The sequence below is a fragment of the Paucibacter sp. JuS9 genome (assembly GCF_044043925.2).
Classification (GTDB): Bacteria; Pseudomonadota; Gammaproteobacteria; order Burkholderiales; family Burkholderiaceae_C; genus JAUASW01.
Map to the genome: position 1 here is coordinate 3,206,188 of NZ_CP194172.1, position 26,350 is coordinate 3,232,537.

A 26,350-nucleotide genomic window follows, 5' to 3' on the forward strand; every position below is an offset into this window, starting at 1 on the left:
GATCACCAGAACTTGTAGCTGGCGGAGAGCGAATACTGGCGACCGAACAGGTTGAGGCTGTGGTCGTAGCCCTCCCAGCCATTGGGGTCATAGTAAGGCTGCTTGTTCAGGACGTTCTTGATGTTGAGGCCCACGTTCAGGTTCTTCATCGCCTTCCAGTTGAAGGCCAGGTTGACCATGTAGTGCGCCGGTGCGCCCTTGCACAGATTGGCCGGCATCGCGACATAGGCGGCCGTGCAATTCTCCGGCGTGTTGTCGGTGTCGTAGTCGCCATAGGCCCACTTGGTCTTGCCGGTGTAATTGACGAACAGGCTCGTGGTGAGGTCCTGGTAGGTCCAGTCGGCATTGAAGGTGGCGCGGATCTTGGGCGAGCCGTAGTAGCCCACATAGTTGCCCGAGAAGCCGTAGTCGTCGTCGCCGTTGTAGGTTTCCCGATTGCGGATCGTCACCGTCGTGCCCAGGCCCAGCTTGCCCATCTCGCCCAGCGACACCTTGCCGCGGACATCCAGGTCGAAGCCGTCCACCAGCGTGCGGCCGCGGTTCGAGTAACCGTTGATCAGGCCAGCCAGATTCCCGACCGAGTACTTCGGCACGCCAGCCGCGCAAGCGCCTGCGTTTGCAGGGTTCGCACACATCGCGGCAACCGCAGCCATGGTGGCGCGATCGCCATCGGTGATCGGGCCGCGGATGGCCTTGTCCGTGCCTGCCAGCGTCGGGCCGTACTTCTCCACCAGCTGCGTGAACAGCTCGTTGAAGTCCTGGCGCACGATCTGGTTGCGGCGATAGGCGAACCAGTAATCCAGCGAAACGCTCAGGTCCTTCGTGGGCTGCAGCACCACGCCGAAGGTCGAGATCTTGGCCTTCTCCGGCTGCAGGTTCTTGTTCGGCGGCGTGAGGCCACCGACCGTGGTGCTGCAGTTGGAGTTCAGGAGCGTCTGGCCCAGGTCGGCTTCCGCCTTGGTGACCGACTTCATCAGCAGCTTGGCGATGGCATTGGTTTCATCGCAGCGCACGGTATCGCGGATGCCGCCGTTCTGTGCATAGACGCCCCCCTCGCCCGCTTCGGCCAGGCTCGGCGCGCGGAATCCTTCCGAATAAGTGCCGCGCAAGAGCAGCTCAGGGTTGGCGCGCCACTTCAGGCCGAGCTTGGGCGCCAGGTTGGCGGCAAAGCCGGGGTACTTGTCCAGGCGCGTCGCGGCATTGAGCTCGAGGCTCTTGGTGACGGGCACGATCACTTCGCTGAACAGCGCGCCGATGGTGCGCCTGCCATCGAACCAGGAGCCGCCCTGCTGCGTGATCAGGCCGTTCGCTGCGTCGGTATTGCCCGGCGTGAAGAAGCTCTCGCGCATCAGGTTGGCGCCGAAGGCGGCGCGCACCTCACCAGAATCCAGCTTGGCCAACGTGCCCTCGATCTTGCCGTCCCAGGTGATCAGCTTGGTCCAGCTCTCGATGTCGAAGGTCGGATAGGCCTCGCGCAAGAGTGCCGCATTGGCCTCACTGACCACGCCGAACTGGTAGGCCGGGTTGTCGGCGATGTAGGTGCGGCCGGTCACCGGGTCCTTGGTGAACGGGCCGAAGGCCTTTTCGAAGCCCTTGGTGTTGACGTTGATCGTCTGAAACAGGGTCGAATGGCTGCCGGCAACGCTCAAGGCCGTCTCGAAATCCCAATCGCCGAAAATGCTGCCGCGCAGGCCGGCCAGCGCGCGGTAGTTGTTGTCCTTGTTGGTCTGGCCGAAGTGGCCGACGGCGTCTTGCAGCAGATAGTTCAGGCCGGCCGCGCCGCCCATCTTGGCCACCATGTCGGCATCGAGCTTGCCCTTCAGGTAGACGTTGTTGGGGCCCAGGTAGGGATAGCTGAAGGTGTTCAACGTGGTGCCGGTATTGCGCGAGAACCAGTTGGCCGTGCCGCCGCCGCTGTTGAAGGTGCGCGGGCCGTTGTCGCCGTGCATCTTGATGTGTGTGAAGGTGCCTTCCGCGAATGCTTCCAGCGTGTCGCTCAGCACCATGCGGCCATTCAGGTAGCCGGTCATGCGGTCCGAGCTCGGGCCGGTGTCCAGTTGGTACGGCAGCAGGTTCCAGATGCAGCGCGTGCCCGAGGCCTCGGTCACCGTGGTCGTGCACCCCTTGACGGCGCGCTGGGTGCGGGCATTGTTGTTGTTCTTGTCGAAGACGAAGAACGTGCCCGGGTTCAGCACGCCCGGCTCGGTGCCGGTGCCGATGCGGAAGTTGCTGATGTAGCTCGGGTTGTTGACGTAGAAATGATCGGGGCGCTTCAGGTAGGTGTCCTCCAGCGCGATGCGGTCGCGCTGATAGACATTCAGAGTGCCGTAAACGCTGAAGCCGTCGCGGGCCAGGTCGCCCTTACCGTACAGCAAGCTGGCCTGGCGCTCGCCGTAGGACTTCACCTGAGAGGAGCTGTCGTTGTTGATGCGCAGCTCCAGGCCCTCGTAGCTCTTCTTCGTGATCACGTTGATCACGCCGGCAATCGCGTCGGAGCCGTAGACGGCCGAGGCACCGTCGGTAAGGACTTCCATGCGCTCGATCGCCGCAGCGGGAATGGCGTCGATATTGACGTACATGGTCTGGAAGCCGGCAGGAGCGCCGTAGTACGACAGGCGACGACCGTTCAGAAGCACCAGCGTTCCCTGCGCACCGAGCCCGCGCAGGTCGGCTTGCGAAGCGCCGTCGGAGCCGGTGAACATCGAGCGGAAGTCCTGCTGCGCCGGGCGCGCGGCGGGCAGGTTGTCGAGCACCTGCAAGAGCGTGCGGGCACCCATGTTCTCGATCTGCCTGGAGTCGATCACCTGAACCGGCGAAGCGGTTTCGGCATTGATGCGCTTGAGGCTTGAGCCCGTGACCTCCACGCGCTCGAGCTTGGACTTGTCTTCTTCAGACGGTTTAGTCGTGGTCTGTGCTTGGGCCAGGCTCACGAGACCTACGGTGATCAGCAGGCCGGTCAGGTGATTGATCTTCATTGAATGTCTCCTCGTTGTGAATGGCGTCGCACCGCGCTGGCGCGACGTCGGCTTGCTCGGGATGCCGGTCAGGGCGTTGCGGCTGTGAAGTTCCACTCCTGCGTGGCACTGCTGGTTGCCGTGGCGATGACGACCGGCGTCAGCGCCGCGACCGCGCCGGCCTTGGTGTCCAGCACCAGGCCCGTCGCCACATGGACGATGTTGAAAACACCGGCGCGTATCTGCACCAGGCGCCATTGCTGGGCCGTGCTGCCATTGGGCGTCTCTATCGTTGTGACCGTGCCTGCCGTCGCGCTGGCGCCGGCTGTCAGCGCGAGCTTGCCGCGCGGGTTGATCAGCGTGTAGATGCCCGAGCCAGCACTGGTCTCGGTCACTTCCCATTGCTGGGCGGCAGCACCGTGGGTCGGGTAGATCTCCATCGCCGTGCCCGGCGTGGTCGAGCCGCCCGGGATGTCGAGCGCCGATCCCAGGGCGCCCAGATTGCCGATCACGTTGATGCCGCTCACCACGACCGGGGTCGTCGTCGCGGCTTCGGCGGGCAGGCTCACCTTGTTGCCGACGCCAGCCAGGTTCAAGGGCTTGCCCACATCCGTGCCGCCGGTGCTGATGCGGAAGCTGCCGCCCTCGATGTACTTGAAGTTGTAGTTGGCGCAGATCTCGTTGTGATCCGGCGTGTAGACCGCGCTGCCCTTGCCCTTGACCACGTCCACCCAGACGCCATCGGTGCCTTGGTACTTCACACGGCCGAAGGTGGCGGCACGCACGGCGTTGTCCAGGCAGGAGGCTGCATGGGTGCCCCAGTCCTCGACAAAGCCATAGGCGCTGGACTGGGCCAGCACCTTTGGCAGGCGCATGGTCGCAATCTTCTTGCGCTGGCCGTCCTTGGGGTCGGTCACATACATGCTGTAGTCCTGCTTGCCGCCGGCGGCGGGCGCCACTTCCAGCTCGAAGCGGTAGGTCTTGCCGACCTCGGGGATGTAGGCCGCCTCGCACTTGATGCCCGTGCCCTCGCCGCCGAAAGTGCCGCAGTTGGCAATGCCCGAATCGATGACCTCGGGGCTGATGCCGCCAACATCCCACAGCGAGAACAGCAGTTGGTGGCTCTGCACGCCGCCATAGCCGCCGTTGAAGCCGATGACTTCGTAGTACGTGGTGGGCGGGAGGCTGTGCGGCGTGACCTCGGCGGTGAAGGCCTTCCAGGCCGGCGTGTCCCAGTTGATGTGGATCGAGTTGGCGCGCGTCGAGTGCCCCTGCGCAGTACCGGTGATCGTGCCGCTGGCGGTGCTGGCGTCAGCGCGCACCAGGCTGACCGTCAGGCTCTGGCTCGCGGCCGATCCGGCCGTCCACCAGGCGCTGGTCAGGCCGTTGGCATCGGTGGTGGGAGCGTCTGGAAACACCCAGCCGTTCAGCGTGCCCGTCCCGGCAGGTTGCCAGGCCACATTGCAACCCTTCACTGCCGCGCCATTGAGCGTGACCTTGGCCTGCAGCTTCTGCGGCTTGTGCGTGGTGTTGCCCGACTCGATGGCCGGCATGTACAGCGTGCTGGAAAAGACCGAACCCTGGCGCGCGACGCCGGCATCCGGCGTGACCACGGTGAGCACGGCACCCCCCGGGCATGTGGGGTCGGGCGTGACCGGCGTCGTGGGCGTGGTCGGGGTGGTCGGCGTCGTCGGTGTTGTGGGGGTCGTGGGCGTGGTCGGTGTCGTTGGGGCCGTGATGCCACCACCACCGCCACAGGCCGTCAGCGACAGCACGGCCAGGCCAAGTACGCAAGCCTGGGCTTGCAGGGCATTGATCTTCATTCGAGCTTCTCCTGGATCTCGGCGCACAGGCCGTTTCGGTGCCGGCGAGCAGGGCTCCGCCAGCGGACCTCGCACGAGGTCCGTGCATCAGTTCGGTAGTTGGCGCGCCCTGAGCCCCGGCTTGCGCAAGGGCTCAGGCGCAAAGAGGCGTCAGAACGACAGGTTGTATTCAGCCGTCAGTCGCACCGAGCGCGGGCCGGTGCGGCCAGCCACCTGCAGATAGGTTTCGCTGATCGCGCCACCGTCCTCGCGGCTCTCGTTGTAGCGAGTGATCGAACGGCGGTTCAGGAGGTTGAACACATCGGCCTTCAGGCTCAGCCCCTTCACGGCCGCCGGCATGTAGGCCACGTTCATGTCGAGCTGCGCGGTCCAGGGCAGGCGGCCCATGCTGCCGCGCGGCGACGGCTTGCCATTGCAGTAGAAGTAGGCACTGCCATAGCTGCCGGCCGTGTCGTCATGCAAGGCATCGGGCAGTTCGCCCAGGCAGTTGCGCGGGCCGCCGGAGATCAGGCTGAGGTTGGCACCGACGGTCACTTCCGGTGTCACCTGCAGGAAGCCATAGGCCTTGATCGCATGGCGATGGTCGCTCGGCAGATAGCCGTAGGCGTTGTACATCAGCTCCTTGTGATCGTCGCTGACGGTGAGCGCCACATCGCCGCCGCCAAGGGTGTCGGTCTGCCCTTCCATATTGCCCTTGAGGTAGGACAGCGTGTAAGTGACCTTGCCATACCAGCCGTCGCGGAACGGATGCTCGGCAAACAGGTTGAAGGCCTTGTAGTTGCGTGCAGGCTTGGGCGTGCCCCATTCAGCGGCCGAGATGTCGACGCGCTGCAGGCCCTTGCCGCCGGCGAAGTCGATCCACAGATTGTTGTCGCGGCCCGGATTCATGATGGCGCACTGGAAGCCGCCCCAATGGCTGGTGTCCACGCCGTTCTTCAGGGCCCAGGCTTCGATCGGGCGCTGGTCGCAGGTGTCGTCGTTGGTGTCGTTCAGGCGGCGGTAGAGGAAGTTCGCGCCGACCACCAGGCTCTTGTTCAGCGCCTTTTCCAGGCCCAGCGAGAACTCGTCCTGCGACAGCGGCTTCAGGCCAATGGCCGTCACTTCACGCGCATCGCGCGACTGGCCGTAGGCATTGTTCGCCGAGTAGGGCTTGCTGATGGCATGCAGGCCGGTCGGCGCGCCGTTCGCGTCGACACCGGTGTAGGTGAACATCTCGCTGGTGCGCGTCAGCGGTGCCGCCATGTTGCTCGACAGGTTCGAGGGCACCGGCAGGTGATAGCGGCCGGCGTTGGCAAACAGCTTCAGGGAACCGTCGCCCGCGAAGTCCCAGGTCGCGCCCAGGCGCGGCGCAATCATGTTTCGCTGGGAAATGAAGGCATCGCCATTGCTCGTGTAGTTGGTGAACTGCTCGCGGCGCAGGCCCAGGTCCAGCAAGACGCGGTCTGTGACCTGCCAGTGGTCCTGGATGTATTGGGCTGATTGCACGCCGCTCGGGCGGGCCAGGTTGGTGTCGATGTCCTTGCTGACGTAGTAGCCCTGGGTGCCGAAGCCGCCGCCCTGGAATGGCGTCTCGAAGGCGCCGTTGATGGCGCGCGTCGGGTCGGCCGCCTTGCGGTAGGTCCAGCGGTAGCCACCGGCCAGCGAATTGCCGACCACCGAATTCACGTCCAGGCGGTCGATACCGCCGCGCAGCGAATGCTCGCCCCACTTGTACTCGACGTCCAGGCGCATGCCCTTCTGGCGGTCGCCCGATTCCGGGTCGACGAGGCTGCCGGTCACCGTCTGCGGATTGGCATAGGTGAGTGTCGGCACGCGGGCGCTGACCGCAGAAGAGGTCTGCGCAAGGCTCGGGTTGTAGCCGGCCGGCGTGCGCGAGTGCTTGGTGCGCGAGTCGCCGTAGACGGCGGTCACGGTCAGCGCGTCGCTCAGGTAGCCGGTGTACTTGACGATGGAGATGTCGGCGCCCGGCGCCGAGCCCGAGCCACAGCAGTTGACGTAGGTCTGCTTGCCGTTGCCGGCAATGTCGTCATGCGTCAGCGTCGAGTAGTTGAAGCCGAAGCCCTGGCTGCTCGAGGTGGTCTTGTCGTAGAGCTTGGTCAGCTCGAAGTGATGGTCGTCGGTCAGGTTGTAGTCGAGCTTGGCGAGATAGCGTTCGGTCTTGCCATTGCTCTTGCTCCAGCCGGTGGGCGAGCTGACGCCGCTGGCAGTGGAGGCGGCAATCGACTCCGAGTCGCTGCGTGTCTGCTCCAGCGCCACGAAGGCGAACAGCTTGTTCTGGATCAGCGGGCCGCCGGCATAGAGGCCCACGACCTTGCTGCTGCTCTCGTTGCCCTGGTTCCAGTACTGCAGCTTGCCGTCGGTGGCGGGGTGCTCGCCGGTATTGGGGTAGAAGGTGTCGTAGGGCTTGCCCTTGAGCGAACCGGGAATCCAGCTCAGCTTGCCGCCCACCTCGAACTTGTTGCTGCCGCTCTTGGTCGTGATGTTGACCACGCCGCCGGTGGAGCGGCCGAACTCGGCACCATAGCCGCCCGAGAGCACCTGCATATTGCCGATGGCGCCGAAGGGCAGTTCGGAGGCGCCGACCTGGGTCAGGATGTTGGTGATCGGGAAGCCGTTCACGTAGAAGGAATTCTCCGACTGGCCCGAGCCCGCGATGCTGGGCGCGTTGCCGTATTGGCCGTTGGTGCCGCGCACCACGCCAGGCGTCAGCTGGATCACCGCGGCCACGTCGGCCGCCACCGGCAATGCCTTCAGTTCCTTGGCCGTGAAGACTACGCCGTTGTTGGTGTTGGAAACGTCGATGCGCTTGGCCGCGCCGGAGACGGTCACCGTGTCCAGCGTGTTGACGATGCCGAAGTTGGCTTCGACGCCGCTGCCCACCAGGGCCTCGACTTCCTGCGTCGCCTCGACCTTGCCATTGCGCACAAGGCGCAACTGGTAGCGGCCCGGCGGCATCGAGTTGGCCTGGAAGCGGCCAGCGGCATCCGGCGTCAGCGTGCGCAGCACGCCGGTGTCCAGGTTCTGCAAGACGATGCTGGCGCCGGCCGCGGCCTTGACCTCACCGTAGATGGTCGTCGTCGTGTTCGACTGCGCGAGGGCCAGTGGCGCTGCGGCCATCAGGCCCAGGGCCAGTGCCACGGCACGGGTGCAGGCGCTGATGCGGCTGGGCGGATTGAACTTGTTCTGCATGGTCACTCTCTCCGTTTACGTCTGTTGGTTGAGTTCGAGGCGGCAAGACTCCGCCCGGTAGGCCCGCAGGCCCGCCTCGTTCAGCTGGCTGTGAATAGGGGTGATTCGTTCAGTGCTGGATAGAAGCGCTGTCGCCCTCCATCCCGATCAGGACCGCGTTGGCCCAGTTGCCGCAGACCGCAGCCGGCTGGTGGCCGCGCGCCCCGAGCGTGCGCAGGCTGAGCTGGCCCAGCCCCCGCACATCGATTTCAGGTTTGACCACGGCCGGTGCCTGCACCAGGCCGCTGTCGTAAAGCAGGCGCTCATCCGCCCAGACCTGGAACTGCAAGCCACCGGCCGCGCGGCAGCTGTCGTCCACGCCGAGGTCGGCGCGCAGCAGATGCCAATCGCCCTTGATGGCAAGGTCCACGCGGCCGCTGGCGCCCATGCCCAGGCCCTTGCGGAACAGCAGGCCGTTCATGCGCATCTCCTTGGCATGGCTGCGCGGCTTGTCGCGGGCTATTGCCGCGGGCAGCGCCAGGTCCGACAGATAGCGCTGCAGCTCAGGGCGCTGGGCCGGGCGATGCTCCAGCACGCGGAACTCCGACAGCACGATGGGACCGACCTCGATGGGCTGCATCGCGTCGAAGGCCTTGGCAGGCGTCGCGGCTTGCGCAGCCGTGACCATCGGGTCGATGGCATTCGCGTTGTCGCCCTCGGGGTTCTGCACGCTCATCACGCGGAAGCGCAGCAGGCGGCCGGCTAGCGGCGTGGCGAACGCTATGCGCTGCGCGCCTTGCTGATGCTTCAGTCGGCCGCGCAAGACCGGCTGGCCCCAGTCGCCCATGTTGTCGGCCAGATAGACCTCGTAGTCACGCACCTGGCCATGCTTCCAGTGCTGATCCGTGCGCGGCGCCAATCGGATGCCGGAGATCAGGCGGCGCTCGGTGAAGCCCAGCACCCATTCATGCGGGCCGGCTTTGACCGTCTGGTTGCGCGAGGTGCGGAACCAGGTGTCGGGCTTGCCATCGAAAGCGTTTTCCAGCGGATGGCCGGCCTCTTCGGCGGGGCGACTCATCACGACGATGGCGTCGGCCGGGATTTCCGGCCCCACCACCGGCGCGCTCAGGAATTCATCGTCCTGTGCCGGCGCAGCCTGCAAGCCGCGCACGACGAAACTCAAAGGCTGGCGGATGTCGCGCTTGCCGGTCTTGACATGCAGCGTGCCCAGGCGCTCGGCGGCATCGTAGAACCAGCCTTGCTCGGCGGCCTCATAGGCAGCGGCGTTGGCGAGCTGAGGCAAGACCTGGCCCCCAGCTTCGACGGCATTCGGCGCACGGCGGCTCAGGATGCGCAAGGCATGGCGGCGCTGAACCTCCTGGCCGGCGTACTCGCCCTTGACCGGGTCGAGCTGCACGCGCAGCGCGTCGCCTTGCTGGTCCATCGCAATGCGTTGCTGGCTGAACGCACCACCCTGGTACTGGCGGGTCACGCCGTCGTCTTCATACAGCGTGAACTCCGAAGCGCCATGCGGATAGAGATCCAGCGTCAATTGGTCCAGCGGCTTCTGGCCGTCGAACAGCATCTCCGGATACATCGGCAGGATGGCGCCGGCGCGCACGAAGACTGGCAGCTTGTCGAGCGTGACCTGGCTGTCGATGTCGCGGCCCGCAGCGCCTGCCTTCAGCTGGCGGCCGTCCCAGTAGTCGATCCACTGACCTTGAGGAAGATGGATGCCCTTGCGCCAGCCCTGGCTCGCGGCCTGGCTGCGATAGACCGGCGCCACCAGCAGCTCGCGGCCCAGCATGAACTGGTGCTTGTGCGCCTCGGTCCAGGCGGTGGGGTCGTTCGGGAAGTCCCACATCAAGCCGCGCAAGAGCGGCGCGCCCGTCTGCTCGGCCTCGCGGGCCAGCGTGTACATGTAGGGCGTCAGGCGCAGCTTCAGCTTGAGGTACTTGCGGTTGATGCTGCGATAGGGCTCGTCGTACCACCACGGATGCTTGCGCGCGGCGGAGGCCCAGCCCGACATGCCCATCAACACCGGCGTGAAGGTCTTCCACTGCAGGTCGCGGGTGAAGGTTTCCGGGCTGCCGCCGAAGATCGCATCCACGTCGCCGGTGGCATAGGCCTGGCCTGAGAGGCCCGAGCCGACGAGGGTTGGCACATGCCAGCGGATGTAGTCCCAGCTGCTGCTCTGGTCGCCGGTCCAGGTCACGGCATAGCGCTGCGTGCCGGCCCAGCCCATGACCGTCCACAGGAAGGGGCGTGCATCGGAATTGTTCAGGATGCCGTCGTAGGCCGACTTGTTGGCGTCGAGCGAGAACTGGTAGCCCTTGCCCGTCCAGGCCACATCGAGCTTCTGCGCGCGCGAGCCGGCGGTGCCGACTTCCCACTTGATCTTGTCGACGCCGTTCTCGGTCCACAGGCCGGTGCGGAAGCCCTGGCTCTTCAGGCCTTCGACCACCTTGGGCAGGTCCGTGTAGCCGCAGCCGTAGCCGTCGTTGGGCAGGATCCAGCCGCCGGGCATGTCGTGCTCACGGTACTTCTTCGCCACGCTCTCGACCACATCGGGCGTCTTGCCGGTCGGGCCATCGCTCCAGCCCTTGGGCACGGTGCCGGGCTTCTTGATGTTGTCGCCGTCGTTATAGCAATCGGCATCACCGTACTCCAGCGCCCAGCGCGGCAGGAGCTGCGCGCGGCCGGTCCATTCGGTGTAGCGGGCCAGCACTTCGCGAATCGTCGGGCCGACGAAGTAGTAGGCGTCGAAGCGCGCTTCCTGGTGTGCCAGCGTGATCTGCTCGTTCTGGCGCAGGTCGTAAGTGCCATCGCTCCAGGTGTTGCGCAGCATGCCCCAGCCGCGCGAGCTCATCAGGAAAGGCGCGGGGCTGGGCCGATCGCCCTCTTCCCAACCGCCGGAGTAGGAGACTTCCAGCTGCCTGCCCTTGAACTCGAAGCGGCCGTTCTGCTGGCCTCCGCCGTAGAAGCGCTCGGTCTTGTCGGTGGCCAGCGTCTGGACGGCGAGCTTCTCGGCCAGGTCCAGCGGCTGCATCTCTTGCCACAGCGGCTTGCTCTCACCAGCGCGGTAGAGCGTGAAGCGCAAGGGCTTCTTGTCGATGCGCAGGCTCAGCGCGGAAGACTTGATCAGCCAGTGATCGGCCTGTTCACTCAGGCTGGCCTGGGTTTTCGGATCGGCCTGGCCGACGACGATGGCTGCCGCCTTGTCGCCCGAACCGGTGAGCTGCCCCTTGGCGCCAGCCCAGATGCGCAAGACATCAGCTCGCGGCAGGCTGATGCGCAGTTTGACGCCGGCATCGGTGCGCAATTCCCAATGGGCGCCCGCGCCTGCTTCGGCCAAGGCTGCCGCCTCAAGCGGCCGCAAGTCCCGCACATTGCCCACCGGCGCTGCGGACGCGCCAGCAACAAGCGCCAGCACCAGCATCAGGCCCTGGCACATGGTCAGGCAAGGCTGCAAATTGCGAAGTGACAAGATGAGATTTCGGTCCATGACGACTGTGCGGGCAACCACCGCTGAGCGGGAGGCTTTTCGAAAATATTGCGCAAACTTTATGCAGCAGCCCGAAAGACGTCAACGAAAAGAAAGTCAAAACAATCGAAATTCATGGCAATCAGGTGAAAACCACTAGGAATTTCTCTTGAAATACTTTCGATTAGACGATATGTGCTGGCTTTTTCTTTCGACTTTGGCTGATTGCGCAACAGCAATACAACACGCGTCCCGCAAGTTTCGTCAGAATCGGCTCGCATTCCCGACAGTCGCAAGTCATTTAACTTTCGTTATCTTTCTTTGTTTGACATTACGAAAGTTCGTGGTTATCGTTGCGCCGCACTTTGAACCTTGAAATGAACACACTTCTCCAGCGCACACAAGAAGACTGGCGCCGCATCGGTGGTCTGGATACTGCAGAGGAAATCGCCCACCAACCGAGGCTCTGGCGCGAGCTGGCCCGCGTGCTGGATGTCGAGCAGGGCCGCATTGCAGGCTTTCTGGGTGACTGGCTGTCCAAGCCCACGCACCGTGTCATCCTGACCGGCGCCGGCAGCTCGGCCTTTGTCGGCGAGATCGTGGCCGATGAGCTGAACGCGGCCTGGCCGGCGCAGGTCCGCGCCGTGGCGACGACCAGCCTCCTGACGCATCCGGAGCTCTATCTGGAAGCCGAGGCGCCGACGCTGCTCGTGTCGTTCGCCCGCAGCGGCAACAGCCCGGAGAGCCTGGCCGTCGTCGAGCTCCTGCGCCAGACGCTGCGCACGCCACGCTTCCTGAACATCACCTGCAATGCCGAAGGCCAGCTGGCCCGCGAGTCGCAAGGTCGGGCCGACAGTCTCAACCTGCTGATGCCCGCAGGCAGCTGCGACCGCGGCTTCGCGATGACAAGCAGCTTGTCCTGCATGCTGCTGGCGGCCTTGTCAGCGCTCGGTTCGGATGGCTTGCAGGAAGCCGCCTTGCGCATCGAACAACTGGCAGGTCAAGCCGAGCTCGCGCTCGAGGGTTGGGCTGCGCCTGTGGCAGCCCTGGCGGCCGGGCCGCACGACCGCATCGTCTACCTTGGCAGCGGCCCGCTGGAAGCGCTCGCCAAGGAAGCCGCATTGAAGGTGCTGGAGCTGAGCAGCGGTCGCGCCCTGGCCTTGGCGAACACGCCGCTGGGCTTTCGCCATGGCCCCAAGTCGGCCCTGAACAAGCAGTCGCTGGTGCTGGTGTTCCGCAGCCGCAAGCTGCTTTCGCAGCGCTATGAGCAGGACCTGCTGGATGAACTGCAGCGCGAGCAGGTGGCCGGCCGTTGTCTCGCCATCGGCCCGGCCGAGACCGGCGCCGAGCTGAGCGCTGCCGCGCCCGAGTGGCCGGACGCCTGGCTGGCGCCGCTCTGGCTGCTGGCCGCGCAGATGTTCTCCTTGCACAAGTCCGCCGCGCTGGGGCTGAAACCCGACAACCCATTCCCGGACGGCACCGTCAACCGCGTGGTCCAGGGCGTCACCATTCATCCCCATGACGGCAGCCTCTGAATCCGCCCAGGCCTTTCACGGCATCGACATTGGCGGCAGCAAGATCGAGCTGGTGGCCTTTGTCGTCGAGGCTGGCGCCCTGGTCGAGCGGCATCGCCGCCGCGTAGCAACGCCCCGTGACGATTACGCCGCCTTCCAGCAAGCAATCAGCGACTTGGTTGCCGAAGCGGATGCTGCGGTCGGCCAGCGGGCTGCGGTGGGCCTGGGCCTGCCCGGCATCATCGATTCGGCCACCGGCCGGCAACTCAGCTCGAACGTGCCTGCGCTGAACGGCCGCGAGGTCGCTCGCACCCTACAGGAACGCCTGGCCCGCCCGACCGTCATCGGCAACGACTGCCAGTGCTTCGCGCTCTCCGAGGCACAAGGCGGCGCGGCGGACGGCTTGCCCAGCATGTTCGGCGCCATTCTTGGCACCGGCGCCGCGGGCGGCTTCTGTGTCGAAGGTCGCTTGATCACCGGCTACAACCGGCTTGCTGGCGAATGGGGCCACTGGAGCCTGCCGGCCTCGCTGCTGCGTCAGCATGACCTGCCTCTGCTCGATTGCCCCTGCGGCCTGCGCGGCTGCCTGGAGCGCTATGTGTCGGGCAGCGGCCTCTCGAACCTGCATCGCCACTTCAGTGGCGATGGCAGCGAAGCGATCGCCATCGTGGCGCGCGCCGCTGCTGGCGACGCACTGGCGCAAAAGGCGCTCGACGTCCACATCGATCTTCTCGCCCAGGGATTCGCGACGCTGGTGATGGGCATGGACCCGCATGCCATCGTGCTGGGCGGCGGTCTCTCCAAGCTGCCCCACCTCTATGAACAGCTGCCCGCAGCCATGGGCCGCCATCTCTTCAACGGCGTGCGTGTGCCGCCTATCCTGCCGCCCCGCTTCGGCGATGCCGGTGGCGCCCGCGGTGCCGCCCTGCTCGCCCGGCAGCGCAGCGAATCTCCTTCTGCTTCCTGACCATGACGACGCAAGAATCATCCCCGGTGCAGGCCATCCTGAAGGCACACCGCCGCGGTGAGGCGGTGGGCCTCTACAGCGTTTGCTCCAGCCATGAACTGGTGCTGCGCGCGGCGCTGCGCGTGGCGCTCGACCTGGACACACCGCTGCTGATCGAAGCCACCTCGAACCAGGTGGACCAGAACGGCGGCTACACCGGCATGAAGCCGGCCGACTTCCGCCGCTATGTCGAAGGTCTGGCGGCCGAGTTCAAGTTCCCGCTGCAGCGCCTGGTGCTCGGCGGCGACCACCTCGGCCCCAACAGCTGGCAGAAGCTGCCGGCGGCTGAGGCCATGGCCAACGCCCGCGTCTTGATCAATGACTACGTGGCCGCCGGCTTCAGCAAGATCCATCTGGACTGCAGCATGTCTTGTGCCGACGACCCGCTGCGGCTCGACGACGAGACCGTGGCCCGGCGTTCGGCCGAACTGGCCGAGGTGGCTGAAGCCGCAGCGGCCCAGGCCGGCCTGCCGCCGCCCGTCTATGTGATCGGCACCGAAGTGCCGGTGCCTGGCGGCGAGGCGTCACTGGAACAGGCGCTGGCCGTCACCACGCCCATGGCCGCAGCGCGCACGCTGGAAGTGCATCGCCAGGCCTTCGCATCTGCGGGCCTGCGCGCCGCCTGGCAACGCGTGATTGCCATGGTCGTGCAGCCGGGTGTCGATTTCGATCACAGCCAGGTCCAGCACTACGCGCCAGCCGCCGCGGCCGAGCTCTCGGCCTTCGTGGCCGGCCAGCCGGGCCTGGTGTTCGAAGCGCATTCCACCGACTACCAGCTCGAGACCTCGTTGCAGGCCCTGGTGCGCGACCACTACGCCATCCTCAAGGTCGGCCCGGGGCTGACCTTCGCCCTGCGCGAGGCGCTGTTCGCGCTCAGCGCCATCGAGGCCGAGCTGCTCCCGCCAGGCCAGCGCGCCAATCTGCCCGCAGTGCTGGAGCAAGCCATGCTGACCGAGCCGCGGCACTGGTTGAAGCACTATGCCGGAACGCCCGATGAGCAGCACCTGCTGCGCCGATTCGCTTTGAGCGACCGCTGCCGCTACTACTGGGGCGAGCCTGCGGTGCGCGAGGCGCAGGCCCGGCTGTTTGCCAATCTCGACGCTGCGACGGTCCCGCTGCCACTCCTGAGCCAGTACCTGCCGACTCAATTTGCCGCGGTGATGCAAGGTCGCCTTTCAATCCAGGCCCAGGCACTGGTCGAACACAAGATCTGCGAAGTGCTGGCCTCCTACGCACGCGCCTGCCACCGGCCAGAGATCGAAAGCCCGCATGCGGGGCTTGTTTCGAACCTTTAAGCTTTCGGCTTCCATCGAAAGCAATTCTTTCCAAGCATCATGAGAAACACCAGCCAACGCCGCGAACAGATCCTGCAAATGCTGGTCAAGCAGGGCAATGTCCAGGTGTCTGACCTGGTACCGCAACTGGGTGTGTCGGCGGTGACCATCCGCACCGACCTGAGTGCGCTTGAAAGCCAGGGCCTGGTGACGCGCAGCTACGGCGGTGCCACGCTGACGCGAACGCCGCCGCCGGAGCAGAACATCCGCCAGAAGGATGCGCTGAACGCCACGGCCAAGGAGTGCATAGGCACAGCTGCCGCGGCGCTGGTGGAACCGGGCGACAACATCATCATCGACAGCGGCACGACGACGATGCCGCTGGCCCGTCACATCCGCGAGCTGAGCCGTGTGACCGTGATGACCAACGGCCTCAACATCGCCTGGGAACTGGCCGATGCGCCTGGCGTGGAGCTGATGCTCACCGGCGGCCTGCTGCGCAAGCAGAGCCTGTCGATCCAGGGCGCGCAGGCCGAGGCCTGTCTGAACGTCTACAACTTCGACAAGCTCTTTCTCGGCGTCGACGGTTTCGACCTGCAGTTCGGCATCACGACCCACCACGAGGCCGAGGCGAGCCTGAACCACAAGATGGTGGAGCGGGCCAAGAAGGTCATCGTGCTGACCGACTCCTCCAAGTTCGGCCGCGTCAGCCTGCACCGCATCGTGCTGCTGGACCGCATCCACACGGTGATCACCGACTCGGGCATCAGCCCCGAGTACCGCGACGGGCTGCAACGCCTGGGCATCGAAGTGATCATCGCGGACTGATCGATGCTGAGCGGCCGCATCCTCACGTCGCAGGGCTGGGTCGACGGCGAGATCGCCTTCGATCAACGCATCCAGCAGATCAGCGCGAAGGCTGTGAGCGGTGAGACGCGCTACATCCTGCCCGGCTTCGTAGACCTGCATGTGCATGGCGCTGCCGGCGTGGACATCATGGCCGGCGGCGACAGCGGCGAGGTCGTGGCCCGCACCCATGCGCGGCACGGCACGACTTCACTGCTCGGCACGACGATGACCGCGCGGCCCAATTCCATCGAGCGCGCCTTGCGAGGCCTGGCTGGTGTGATGAGCGAGCGCAGAGCTGGCTGCGCCCGCATGCTCGGTGTGCATCTGGAAGGCCCTTACGTCAGCGCCCAGCGCCTCGGCGCACAACCGCCCGAGGTGATGGAAGCGACGCTGGCGCAGGTGCAGGCCTTCCATGCCATCGCACCGATCCGCGTCCTGACGATGGCGCCCGAAGTCACCGGCCATCTGGCACTGATTCCGCACCTGAAAGACCTCGGGATCCGCGTGCAGCTGGGCCATAGCGCCGGCAGCTATGAAGATGGCGTGGCCGCCTTGCAGGCTGGCGCCGCCGGCTTCACGCATCTGTTCAACGGCATGACACCGATGGTGCATCGCGAGCCCGGCATGGTGGGCGCGGCGCTCGCACATGCCGAGTACGCCGAGCTGATTCCGGACCTGCAGCATGTGCATCCCGGCGCGATGAAAGCCGCACTGCGCGCCATCCCCAAGCTTTACTGCGTCAGCGACGCGACGGCCGCCACCGGCATGCCGGACGGCGAGTATTCGCTCGGTACGCAGCGCGTCTTCAAGTGCCTGGGCTGCGTGCGCCTGGCCACCGGCTCGCTGGCCGGCAGCGCACTGACTATGGACCAGGCGCTGCGCAACCTCATCAGCCTCGGCCTGGACCTGGCCGACGCCTCGCACCGGCTCTCGCGCAACCCGGCTGACTACCTCGGTGAGGCCGATCGTGGCCGTCTCCAGGCCGGCGCCTGGGCCGATATCGTGGTGCTGGACGAGCAGCACCAGGTGGTCGAGGTCTTCGTCGAGGGCGAAGCGGTCGACCTTTCTTCCTGACAAACAGACAGACAAACGAGAAAAGGGATGACGATGACCGCTGCCAAGACCCCAAGCACGCGTTGGGCCATGCGCTACCTGCTCTTCATTGCCGGCATGGGCGGCCTGCTCTACGGCATCGACGTCGGCATCATTGCCGGTGCCCTGCCCTATCTGGAATCCACCGCCTCGGTGGCCTGGAAGCTGAGTGCCCAGCAACTGAGCTTCATCGTGGCGGCCGTGCTGCTCGGCAGCGTCCTGTCTTCGCTGTTTGCGGGCGCGCTGGCCGACCTGATCGGCCGGCGCTGGGCCATGGTGCTGAGCGGTGCGCTGTTCACGCTCAGCATCCCGGTCATCGCACTGGCCGAAGGCTATACACCGCTGCTGCTGGGCCGACTGCTGCAAGGCGTCAGCGGCGGCCTGATCGGCGTGGTGATTCCGCTCTATTTGGCTGAGTGCCTGGGTGCGGACAACCGCGGGCGAGGCACGGGCATGTTCCAGCTCCTGCTGACCGTCGGCCTGGTGGTTGCAGCCCTGATCGGCCTGTATCAGGCGCAGAGCGTGGAGACGGCCAGCGTGGCCGCCAAGCTGCTGACCGACAGCAACGCCCAGCAGGCCGCGCTCTTCGCCGCCAAGGACCACGCCTGGCGCAGCATCTTCTGGATGTGCCTGACGCCGGGCCTGGTGTTCACCGCCGGCTGCTTCCTGCTGGCCGAATCACCGCGCTGGCTCCTGCAGCGTGGCCGCGTCGACGCAGCCCGCGCAGCCTTGCTGCGCACCCGCAGCGCGCAGGACACCGAGACCGAGCTGCGCGAGATGCAGCGCGCTGCTTCGCCCGAAGGCGCCGGTGCCGCGACCGGGCCGCTGCTCAGCCGCCGCTATGTGCTGCCCTTCCTGCTCGCCTGCCTGGTGCTGGCCTGCACGCAGGCCACCGGCATCAATTCCATCCTGGCCTATGTGGTCAACATCCTGAACCAGGCCGGCCTGCCAGGCTCGGTGGCCAACCAGGCGGACGTGGCGATCAAGCTGCTGAACGCGCTGATGACGGTCGTCGCCGTGCTGTTGGTGGACCGCAAGGGCCGCAAGTTCCTCCTGATGCTGGGCAGCGGCGGCATCCTCGCCTCGCTGCTGGTGGCCGGCGCGCTGTTTCACAGTGCCGAGAGCGGCCGGCAAGACCTGGCACCGGCGGTCCAGGCCCGCGTGCAGGGCGATGCGCTGGAACTGCGCTTCGAGAACACGACTCTGCAATCGCTGGGCCGTGCTGCTGATGGCAGCGCGCAGCAGTTGACGATCTCCTACTCCTACGGCCCCTTCACCAATGTGCAGAGCCGCCGCAGCGATGAGCCGGGCGCCAGCGCCATCCTGATCAACCGCGCCGACACGGTGCAGGCCGACAGCGTGATCGGTGCCTTCTTCCGCCGCATCCACCTGAACCCCTTCGCCGACCCGGCAGCCGGCGCCACGGCGCCGCTGAAGATCGAGCAGGCGATGGTCGGCCCGGTGCCGAGCGAGCAGCACGGCTGGTGGGTGGCGATCAGCATCTTCGCCTTCGTCGCCTTCTTCGCCGTGGGGCCGGGCGTGTGTGTGTGGCTCGCACTGTCGGAGCTGATGCCCACGCGCATCCGCTCCAACGGCATGAGCATTGCACTCTTGATCAACCAGTTCGTCTCGACCGTGATCGCGGCCGTCTTCCTGCCCACGGTGGGCCAGCATGGCTACGCAGCCATGTTCTTCTTCTGGGCCGGCTGCACCTTGATCTATTTCCTCGCGGCCGCCTTCCTGATGCCGGAAACCAAGGGCAAGACCCTTGAAGAAATCGAGGCCTTCTTCAATCGCAAGAACAGGGCCTGAGGAGCAATAGATGTCGAAGTCATTCAATGGCCCGCTGACTCGGGCCGGCGGAGCACTGGCCGCCTTGCTGTTATCGCTGACACTCGCGACGGCGCCTGCGCATGCGGCGGCGAACTTCAAGGTCGAAGGCTCGCAATTCATGCTGGACGGCAAGCCCTTCCAGATCCGCTCGGGGGAGATGCACTATCCGCGCGTGCCTCAGGAGCTCTGGCGCGACCGCTTCCGCAAGGCGCGCGCGATGGGGCTCAACACCATCACGACCTATGCCTTCTGGTCGCAGCATGAGCCCGAGCCCGGCCGCTGGGACTTCAAGGGCCAGAACGGCCTGCGGGCCTACATCAAGACCGCGGCCGAGGAAGGCCTCAAGGTCATCCTGCGGCCAGGCCCCTATGTCTGCGCCGAGGTTGACTTCGGCGGCTTCCCGGCCTGGCTCTTGCGCACACCGGGCCTGCGCGTTCGCAGCATGGACTCGCGCTACATGGCAGCCAGCGCGCGCTTCCTGAGGCGACTGGCACAGGAAGTCGGCGACCTGCAGAGCAGTCGCGGCGGGCCCATCCTGATGCTGCAGGTCGAAAACGAATACGGTTCGTATGGCCAGGACCACGACTACATGCAGGCCATGTTCAAGCAGATGCGCGACGCAGGCTTCGACGCGCAGCTCTTCACCTCGGACGGCGGCGCCGAGCGCCTGTTCGAAGGCGGCACCCTGCCGCATCTGCCAGCGGTCGTGAACTTCGGCGGCGGCAAGGCGGATGCGCACGCCTCGTTCGCCGCGCTGCAGGCCTGGCGCCCGACAGGTCCGCGAATGGCCGGTGAGTACTGGGCCGGCTGGTTCGACCACTGGGGCGAAAAGCATCATGTCCAGAAGCCCGAGGACGCGGCAGACACCGTCGAATGGATGCTGAAGGAGAACATCTCGTTCAACCTCTACATGTTCCACGGCGGCACCAGCTTCGGCTGGCTGCCCGGCGCCAACTACTCGGCCAAGGAACCCTATCAGCCCGACACCACGAGCTACGACTACGACGCAGCGCTGGACGAGGCCGGCCGCATCACACCCAAGTACCGGCTGATCCGCGAGCGCATTGCGGCTCATCTGGCGGCGCGCGGCGAGAGCCTGCCAGCCTTGGTCGGCGAAGGTCCGAGCACACAGGCGATTGCGCCATTCCCGTTGAAGCGGACCGGCAGCCTGCTGGACGCCTTGCCGCACTTGAGCAAGCCGGTCGCCTCGCGCTTTCCGCGCTCGATGGAGTTCTATGGCCAGAGCTACGGCCTGATCCTGTATCGCAAGAAGATCGAGCAGGCCGTGAAGGGGGCGCTCGTGATCGACGAGCCACGCGACCATGCGACCGTGCTGGTCAATGGCCAGGTGATCGGCACGCTCGAGCGCCGCCTTGGCCAGCGCGAACTGGCGGTCGATCTGCCGGCCGGCGCGACTCTGGACATCCTGGTCGAGAACCTTGGCCGCATCGGCTTCGGCGCCAGGCTCGATGCCGAGCACAAGGGCATCACGCGTTCGGTCAAGCTGGCGGGCCAGGAGCTGCTGGATTGGACGGTCTTCACCCTGCCGCTGAGCAAGGTCCAGGCCCTGGAGCAAAAGCCTGATTCAGCCGGCGGCCCCGGCTTCTTCAAGGGCAGCTTCACGCTCGACAAGCCGGCCGACACCTTCCTCGACACCCGCGGCTGGGGTCGGGGCCAGGTCTGGGTCAACGGCCACCTGCTCGGCCGCTATTGGCAGATCGGCCCGCAGCAGTCGCTCTACCTGCCCGGCGTCTGGCTGCGGCCTGGCGCCAATGAGGTGATGGTGCTGAGCGACCGGCCCGGCGTGACTGAAAGCACGATGCAAGGCCTGGCCGATCCGGTCTTCGAGACGCCGTGAATCGAAAGCGGGCCGTACAAGCCTTGACCCGTTAAAATCCCGACACCTCGCCGGCCCGGAGCTTCCAGCCCGGGCCGGTCCCATTTCTCAAGCAGCCACTGGACAAATACCATGTACCGCTGTGCCCGAATCGCCGCCGTCGCCCTCCTGACCACGGTCGCGCTGCATGTCAGCGCCTTCGCCCAGACGCACCGCTACTTCCCGGCCACCGCCTTGCGCGGCGAGCTGGTCGTGCAGCAGACACCCGACGTGATCCTCAATGGCAAGCCCGCGCGCCTGGCGCCAGGTGCTCGCGTCAAGGGTGACAACAACCTGCTCCAGCAACCCGCCAGCCTGATGGGCCAGAAGCTCGTCGTGCACTACACGGTGGACCCGCAAGGCCTGGTGATGGACGTGTGGGTGCTCAACAGTGCCGAACTGGCCAACAAGACCTGGCCGCGCAGCCGCGAAGAAGCGGCCAGGCTGCAGTTCGAGCCCGGCAACCAGACCTGGAGCAAGCCATGAGCGCCGGCACTGACAAGAAAAAGGTCTACATCAAGACCTTCGGCTGCCAGATGAACGAGTACGACTCGGACAAGATGGCCGATGTGATGGGCGCTGCCGAGGGCTTCGAGAAGACCGACGACCCGGAGCAGGCCGACCTGATCCTCTTCAACACATGCTCGGTGCGCGAGAAGGCCCAGGAGAAGGTGTTCTCCGACCTCGGCCGCGTCAAGCACCTGAAGGACAAGGGCGTGATGATCGGCGTCGGCGGCTGCGTGGCCTCGCAGGAAGGCGCGGCCATCATCGAGCGCGCACCGTATGTGGACGTGGTCTTCGGCCCGCAGACCCTGCACCGCCTGCCGGCCATGCTGGCCGCGCGCAAGGAGCAGCGCCGTCCGCAGGTCGACATCAGCTTCCCCGAGATCGAGAAGTTCGACAAGCTGCCGCCCGCCAAGGTCGAAGGCGCTTCGGCCTTCGTGTCCATCATGGAAGGCTGCTCCAAGTACTGCAGCTACTGCGTCGTGCCCTACACCCGTGGCGACGAAATGTCGCGCCCCTTCGAGGACGTGCTGACCGAGATCGCCGGCCTCGCGGACCAGGGCGTCATGGAGATCAATCTGCTGGGGCAGAACGTCAATGCCTACCGGGGCAAGATGGGTGACTCGGGCGAATTCGCCGACCTGGCGCTCTTGCTCGAGTACGCGGCCGAGATTCCCGGCATCCAGCGCCTTCGCTTCACCACCAGCCATCCGAACGAGTTCAGCCCACGCCTAATCGAGGCCTACGGCAAGATCCCGCAGCTGGTGAATCACCTGCACCTGCCGGTACAGCATGGCAGCGACCGCATCCTGATGGCCATGAAGCGCGGCTACACGGCCCTGGAGTTCAAGAGCATCGTGCGCAAGCTGCGCGCGATCCGTCCGGACATCCGCATCGCCAGCGACTTCATCGTCGGCTTCCCCGGCGAGACCGAAGAAGACCACGCCAGGCTGATGAAGCTGGTGGCCGACGTCGGCTTCGACGCCTCGTTCAGCTTCATCTTCAGCCCGCGCCCCGGCACGCCGGCCGCCGCGCTGGAAGACACGACGCCCTACGAAGCCAAGGTCAAGCGCCTGCAGGAACTGCAAGCAGCGATTGAAGCCCATGCGGTGAAGATCAGCGAAACCATGGTCGGCACCACGCAGCGCATCCTCGTGACCGGCAACGCCCGCAAGGACCCGACCGAGCTGATGGGGCGCACCGAGTGCAACCGCATCGTCAACTTCAAGGGTCAGCCGCGTCTGATGAACCAGCTGATCGACGTGACCATCACGCAGGCTTTCGCGCACTCGCTGCGCGGCGAGGTCGTGGTGACGGAAGAAGCGATCAGCGCCCCGGCCTGAAGGCGAGCCACCATTGCGGCAGGGCCACGGCAACAATCATCAGGCCGTATCCCGCCATCTTGCCGTCCCGGCCGAACAGGGCCAGGGCGGCGATCAGGCCCACGCTGCCGCCAATGCCGCCCCACAGGGCAAGGCGGCGCCAGGTCTGACTCTTGATGGCCTGGCGCCAGAGCAGCTTGACAAGCATCGCGACCAGGGCAGCAACGACCCAGGCCGGTGCCAGGAAATTCAATAAATGCCAGAGGGCGTCGAGCGGGCTCAAGGGCTTGTGATCTTTGTCAGGGCGCGTTGGAGCCCGAATTTTATAATCGCCGTCACATGAGCGTTTTTGCCCTCGGCCTGAATCACAACTCCGCCCCGCTGGATTTGCGGGGGCGGTTTGCGTTTTCGCTCGAGCAACTCGCGCCCACCCTGCTCGGCTTGCGCGAGCAGCTCAAGCAACGTCAGCCGCGCTCGAGCACCGAAGCGGCCCTGGTTTCTACCTGCAACCGCACTGAGCTCTATGTGGCCGGCGCTCCCCAGCTGGTGCGCCCGACCATCGACTGGCTGGCGCAGGTCGGCGGCGTCGGCAGCGATGCGCTGATGAGCCATGCCTACGTGATGGAAGGCAGCGCCGCCGCGCGCCATGCCTTCCGGGTGGCCAGCGGGCTTGATTCGATGGTGCTGGGCGAGCCACAGATCCTCGGCCAGCTGAAGCAGGCCGTGCGCGAGGCCGACCAGGCCGGCACGCTGGGCACGACGCTGCACCAGCTCTTCCAGCGCAGCTTCTCGGTCGCCAAGGAAGTGCGCACTTCGACCGAAATCGGCGCCCATTCGATCAGCATGGCAGCAGCCTCGGTGCGCCTGGCCGGCCAGCTGTTCGAAGACCTCAGCAAGATCCGGGTGCTGTTCGTCGGCGCCGGTGAAATGATCGAGCTGGTCGCCACCCACTTTGCGGCCCGCACGCCGCGGCACATGGCGGTGGCCAACCGCACGCTGGAGCGAGGCGAAAAGCTGGCCGGCCACCTGGGCGCGGAGGCCATTCGCCTCGCCGATCTGCCCCAGCGCCTGCATGAATTCGATGCGGTGATTTCCTGCACCGCCAGCAGCCTGCCGCTGATCGGCCTCGGCGCCGTGGAGCGTGCCTTGAAGAGCCGCCGCCACCGCCCGATGTTCATGGTCGACCTCGCCGTGCCGCGCGACATCGAACCCGAGGTTTCGCAGCTGGACGACGTCTATCTCTACACCGTGGACGACCTTTCCGCCGTGGTGCAAAGCGCTGGCGAGAAGCGCCAGGCCGCGGTGCAGCAGGCCGAGGCCATCATCGAGACGGGCGTGCAGAGCTTCGTGCACTGGCTGGGCCAGCGCAACACCGTGCCCTTGATCCAGGCCCTCAACAGCCAGGCTGAGAGCTGGCGCGAGCTGGAAGTCGCCCGCGCCCGCAAACAGCTCGCCCGCGGCGCCGACGTGGACGAGGTGCTGGAAGCCCTGGCCCGCGGCCTGACGCAGAAGATGCTGCACGGCAGCCTGGCCGAATTGCATGCCAGCGATGGCGCACAACGCGAGCAACTGGCGCAGACGATCTCGCGCCTGTTCCTGCGCAGCAGCAGCCAGTCGCCCCGCGCTGCTTCGGATTCCGGCGACGAGCATTAGCGGCCGGCCCCTGCGCCGCCCTCCCGCTGCAGCTCAGCGGGCCTGCTCAAAGCCTTGCCGGAATTGCCTCAAATGAAAGACACCCTGCGCCAGCAGTTCGAACGCCTGGGCCACCGCCTGGTCGAACTCGACGCCACCCTGGCCGACGGCTCGCTCGCCGCCGACATGAAGCGCTACCGCGCGCTGACCAAGGAGCAGAGCGAGGTGGCCGAACTGGTCGGTGCCTACCGTGAGTTTCTGCAGCGCGAGTCCGACCTGGCCGCAGCCCGCGAGATGCTGGCCGACCCGGAAATGGCGGAGATGGCCCGCGAGGAAATCGAATCGGTCGAGGCCGACATCGCTCGCCTGAATGAGCAATTGCAGCTGGCCTTGCTGCCCAAGGATCCCGACGACGAGCGCAATGCATTCCTGGAAATCCGCGCCGGCACCGGTGGCGATGAATCAGCGCTGTTTGCCGGTGACCTGGCCCGCATGTACTTGCGCTTTGCCGAGCGTCAGGGCTGGAAGAGCGAGATCCTCTCGGCCAGTGATTCCGACCTCGGCGGCTACAAGGAAGTCGTGATCCGGCTGGAGGGTGACAAGGTCTATGGCCGCTTGAAGTTCGACTCCGGCGGCCACCGCGTGCAGCGCGTGCCCGCCACCGAAAGCCAGGGCCGCATCCACACCAGCGCCTGCACCGTGGCCGTGATGCCCGAGCCGGACGAGACCGAGGAAATCCAGCTCAACCCGGCCGAGCTGCGCATCGACACCTTCCGCGCCAGCGGTGCCGGTGGCCAGCACGTCAACAAGACCGATTCGGCCATCCGCATCACCCACTTGCCGACCGGCCTGGTGGCCGAATGCCAGGACGACCGCAGCCAGCACCGCAACAAGGCCAAGGCCATGGCCGTGCTGGCCGCCCGCCTGCGCGACAAGGACCGCAACGAGCGTGCGGCCAAGGAGGCCGCCCAGCGCAAGAGCCTGGTCGGTACCGGCGACCGCAGCGACCGCATCCGCACCTACAACTTCCCGCAAGGCCGCTTCACCGACCATCGCATCAACCTGACGCTTTACAAGCTCGGCGCCATCATGGATGGCGATCTGGATGACGTGGTCCAAGGTCTGCAGCATGCGCAGGCGGCCGAGCAACTGGCTCAGCTGGAAGGCCGGTCGTGAGCATGATGACCGTGGGCGCTGCACAGGCCCGCGCGCTGGCAGCCGGGCTGGAACGCATAGACGCACAGCTGTTGCTCGGCGCCCTCCTTGGCGTGGATCGCGGCTGGCTGCTGATCCATGCCGAGGACGCCATGAGCGAAGCGCAGGCGCAACGCTTCGAGCGTTGGCTCAGCCAGCGCCAGGACGGCGTGCCGCTGGCCTACCTCGTCGGCGAGAAGGAATTCCACGGCCTGATGTTGAAGGTGGACCGGCACACGCTGGTGCCGCGCCCCGATACCGAGGTGCTGGTGGACTGGGCGCTGGAGCTCTTGCCCGAAGGCCAGGAGGCCGACGTGGTCGACCTGGGCACCGGCAGCGGCGCCATTGCCCTGGCCCTCGCACATCGCCGTGCTGCGGCCAGGGTCACTGCGGTCGATCTGTCGGCCGGCGCCCTGGCCATGGCCCGTGCCAACGGCGACGCCTTGAAGCTGAAGGTCGAATGGCTGGAAGGCAGCTGGTGGCAGCCGCTGGCGGGCCGCGAGTTCGACCTGGTCGTCAGCAATCCGCCCTATATCGCAGGCGACGACCATCACCTGCCTGCGCTGCGGCACGAGCCCTTGAGCGCCCTGACGCCGGGCGGCGATGGCCTGGATTCGCTGCGCGCCATCATTGCCGGCTCACAGGACCATTTGCGCCCTGGCGGCTGGATGCTGCTGGAACATGGCTTTGACCAGGCGGCGGCCGTTGCCGATCTGCTACGGCAATTCGGCTTCGCAGAGTTGGAATGCCGCAACGATCTGGGCGGTCAGCCAAGGGTGTCGGGCGGTCGCCGCCCGACTTGACGACAAAGCCACGCAGGAACCC

17 protein-coding genes are annotated in these 26,350 nt (G+C 66.0%); 12 read left to right on the top strand and 5 right to left on the bottom strand.

Annotated elements, in window-relative coordinates; translation table 11 throughout:
• Nucleotides 1-2: 2 nt before the first annotated feature.
• The 4 genes from ABT392_RS14335 to ABT392_RS14350 form a co-directional block, all read right to left on the bottom strand.
• Nucleotides 3-2,975, bottom strand: coding sequence for a TonB-dependent receptor plug domain-containing protein (locus tag ABT392_RS14335; RefSeq protein ID WP_334278030.1), 2,973 nt, complete (start codon nucleotides 2,973-2,975; stop codon nucleotides 3-5).
• Between the two features lie 68 nt (nucleotides 2,976-3,043).
• Nucleotides 3,044-4,777, bottom strand: a complete 1,734-nt coding sequence (locus ABT392_RS14340; RefSeq protein ID WP_334278031.1) for a DUF3472 domain-containing protein — start codon at nucleotides 4,775-4,777, stop codon at nucleotides 3,044-3,046.
• Between the two features lie 150 nt (nucleotides 4,778-4,927).
• The gene (locus tag ABT392_RS14345) at nucleotides 4,928-7,966 is read right to left on the bottom strand and encodes a TonB-dependent receptor (protein ID WP_334278032.1); all 3,039 of its coding nucleotides are present in this window, start codon (nucleotides 7,964-7,966) and stop codon (nucleotides 4,928-4,930) included.
• Nucleotides 7,967-8,075: 109 nt separating this feature from the next.
• Nucleotides 8,076-11,399 (bottom strand): TIM-barrel domain-containing protein, encoded by a 3,324-nt coding sequence (locus ABT392_RS14350; protein ID WP_464970804.1) that lies wholly within the window; start codon nucleotides 11,397-11,399, stop codon nucleotides 8,076-8,078.
• A 407-nt stretch (nucleotides 11,400-11,806) separates the two neighbouring features.
• On the opposite strand from ABT392_RS14350, the gene ABT392_RS14355 reads away from it, so the two are divergent.
• From ABT392_RS14355 to miaB, 9 genes are all read left to right on the top strand, one after another.
• On the top strand, nucleotides 11,807-12,964 hold the full coding sequence (locus ABT392_RS14355; protein ID WP_334278034.1) for an SIS domain-containing protein: 1,158 nt from the start codon (nucleotides 11,807-11,809) through the stop codon (nucleotides 12,962-12,964).
• On the top strand, nucleotides 12,948-13,910 hold the full coding sequence (locus tag ABT392_RS14360; RefSeq protein ID WP_334278035.1) for an ROK family protein: 963 nt from the start codon (nucleotides 12,948-12,950) through the stop codon (nucleotides 13,908-13,910). Before ABT392_RS14355 ends, ABT392_RS14360 begins: the two co-directional genes overlap by 17 nt.
• Before the next feature lie 2 nt (nucleotides 13,911-13,912).
• Complete coding sequence (locus ABT392_RS14365; protein WP_334278036.1) at nucleotides 13,913-15,244, top strand: D-tagatose-bisphosphate aldolase, class II, non-catalytic subunit; 1,332 nt, start codon at nucleotides 13,913-13,915, stop codon at nucleotides 15,242-15,244.
• A 39-nt stretch (nucleotides 15,245-15,283) separates the two neighbouring features.
• Entirely contained in the window at nucleotides 15,284-16,051 is a 768-nt protein-coding gene (locus ABT392_RS14370; RefSeq protein WP_334278037.1) for a DeoR family transcriptional regulator, read from the top strand.
• A gap of 3 nt (nucleotides 16,052-16,054) precedes the next feature.
• Nucleotides 16,055-17,146 carry an N-acetylglucosamine-6-phosphate deacetylase gene (gene nagA / locus ABT392_RS14375; protein WP_334278038.1) on the top strand — a complete coding sequence of 364 codons (1,092 nt, stop codon included), beginning with the start codon at nucleotides 16,055-16,057 and terminating at the stop codon, nucleotides 17,144-17,146.
• 27 nt (nucleotides 17,147-17,173) lie between these two features.
• Complete coding sequence (locus ABT392_RS14380) at nucleotides 17,174-18,976, top strand: MFS transporter (RefSeq protein WP_334278039.1); 1,803 nt, start codon at nucleotides 17,174-17,176, stop codon at nucleotides 18,974-18,976.
• A 10-nt stretch (nucleotides 18,977-18,986) separates the two neighbouring features.
• Entirely contained in the window at nucleotides 18,987-20,855 is a 1,869-nt protein-coding gene (locus tag ABT392_RS14385) for a glycoside hydrolase family 35 protein (protein ID WP_334278040.1), read from the top strand.
• 111 nt (nucleotides 20,856-20,966) lie between these two features.
• Complete coding sequence (locus ABT392_RS14390; RefSeq protein WP_334278041.1) at nucleotides 20,967-21,359, top strand: hypothetical protein; 393 nt, start codon at nucleotides 20,967-20,969, stop codon at nucleotides 21,357-21,359.
• Entirely contained in the window at nucleotides 21,356-22,720 is a 1,365-nt protein-coding gene (miaB, locus tag ABT392_RS14395; protein WP_334278042.1) for a tRNA (N6-isopentenyl adenosine(37)-C2)-methylthiotransferase MiaB, read from the top strand. The genes ABT392_RS14390 and miaB overlap by 4 nt, the downstream gene beginning before the upstream one ends.
• Here miaB and ABT392_RS14400 read toward each other — a convergent pair.
• Nucleotides 22,704-22,982, bottom strand: coding sequence for a hypothetical protein (locus ABT392_RS14400; RefSeq protein WP_334278044.1), 279 nt, complete (start codon nucleotides 22,980-22,982; stop codon nucleotides 22,704-22,706). The genes miaB and ABT392_RS14400 overlap by 17 nt on opposite strands.
• A gap of 56 nt (nucleotides 22,983-23,038) precedes the next feature.
• On the opposite strand from ABT392_RS14400, the gene hemA reads away from it, so the two are divergent.
• The 3 genes from hemA to prmC all read left to right on the top strand — a co-directional run bounded on the left by hemA (nucleotide 23,039) and on the right by prmC (nucleotide 26,328).
• Complete coding sequence (gene hemA / locus ABT392_RS14405; protein ID WP_334278046.1) at nucleotides 23,039-24,352, top strand: glutamyl-tRNA reductase; 1,314 nt, start codon at nucleotides 23,039-23,041, stop codon at nucleotides 24,350-24,352.
• 72 nt (nucleotides 24,353-24,424) lie between these two features.
• Nucleotides 24,425-25,507, top strand: coding sequence for a peptide chain release factor 1 (gene prfA, locus ABT392_RS14410; RefSeq protein WP_334278047.1), 1,083 nt, complete (start codon nucleotides 24,425-24,427; stop codon nucleotides 25,505-25,507).
• A 5-nt stretch (nucleotides 25,508-25,512) separates the two neighbouring features.
• Nucleotides 25,513-26,328 carry a peptide chain release factor N(5)-glutamine methyltransferase gene (gene prmC / locus ABT392_RS14415; RefSeq protein ID WP_395386817.1) on the top strand — a complete coding sequence of 272 codons (816 nt, stop codon included), beginning with the start codon at nucleotides 25,513-25,515 and terminating at the stop codon, nucleotides 26,326-26,328.
• Nucleotides 26,329-26,350 lie beyond the last annotated feature (22 nt).

Excerpts from the sequence above, each read along its gene's own strand:
- ABT392_RS14380 (WP_334278039.1), top strand. The coding sequence starts at position 17,174 with ATGACGATGACCGCTGCCAAGACCCCAAGCACGCGTTGGGCCATGCGC.
- ABT392_RS14335 (WP_334278030.1), bottom strand. The coding sequence starts at position 2,975 with ATGAAGATCAATCACCTGACCGGCCTGCTGATCACCGTAGGTCTCGTG.
- ABT392_RS14360 (WP_334278035.1), top strand. The coding sequence starts at position 12,948 with ATGACGGCAGCCTCTGAATCCGCCCAGGCCTTTCACGGCATCGACATT.
- miaB (WP_334278042.1), top strand. The coding sequence starts at position 21,356 with ATGAGCGCCGGCACTGACAAGAAAAAGGTCTACATCAAGACCTTCGGC.
- ABT392_RS14385 (WP_334278040.1), top strand. The coding sequence starts at position 18,987 with ATGTCGAAGTCATTCAATGGCCCGCTGACTCGGGCCGGCGGAGCACTG.
- nagA (WP_334278038.1), top strand. The coding sequence starts at position 16,055 with ATGCTGAGCGGCCGCATCCTCACGTCGCAGGGCTGGGTCGACGGCGAG.
- prmC (WP_395386817.1), top strand. The coding sequence starts at position 25,513 with ATGACCGTGGGCGCTGCACAGGCCCGCGCGCTGGCAGCCGGGCTGGAA.
- ABT392_RS14340 (WP_334278031.1), bottom strand. The coding sequence starts at position 4,777 with ATGAAGATCAATGCCCTGCAAGCCCAGGCTTGCGTACTTGGCCTGGCC.
- ABT392_RS14370 (WP_334278037.1), top strand. The coding sequence starts at position 15,284 with ATGAGAAACACCAGCCAACGCCGCGAACAGATCCTGCAAATGCTGGTC.
- prfA (WP_334278047.1), top strand. The coding sequence starts at position 24,425 with ATGAAAGACACCCTGCGCCAGCAGTTCGAACGCCTGGGCCACCGCCTG.
- hemA (WP_334278046.1), top strand. The coding sequence starts at position 23,039 with ATGAGCGTTTTTGCCCTCGGCCTGAATCACAACTCCGCCCCGCTGGAT.
- ABT392_RS14350 (WP_464970804.1), bottom strand. The coding sequence starts at position 11,399 with ATGTGCCAGGGCCTGATGCTGGTGCTGGCGCTTGTTGCTGGCGCGTCC.
- ABT392_RS14365 (WP_334278036.1), top strand. The coding sequence starts at position 13,913 with ATGACGACGCAAGAATCATCCCCGGTGCAGGCCATCCTGAAGGCACAC.
- ABT392_RS14390 (WP_334278041.1), top strand. The coding sequence starts at position 20,967 with ATGTACCGCTGTGCCCGAATCGCCGCCGTCGCCCTCCTGACCACGGTC.
- ABT392_RS14355 (WP_334278034.1), top strand. The coding sequence starts at position 11,807 with ATGAACACACTTCTCCAGCGCACACAAGAAGACTGGCGCCGCATCGGT.
- ABT392_RS14345 (WP_334278032.1), bottom strand. The coding sequence starts at position 7,966 with ATGCAGAACAAGTTCAATCCGCCCAGCCGCATCAGCGCCTGCACCCGT.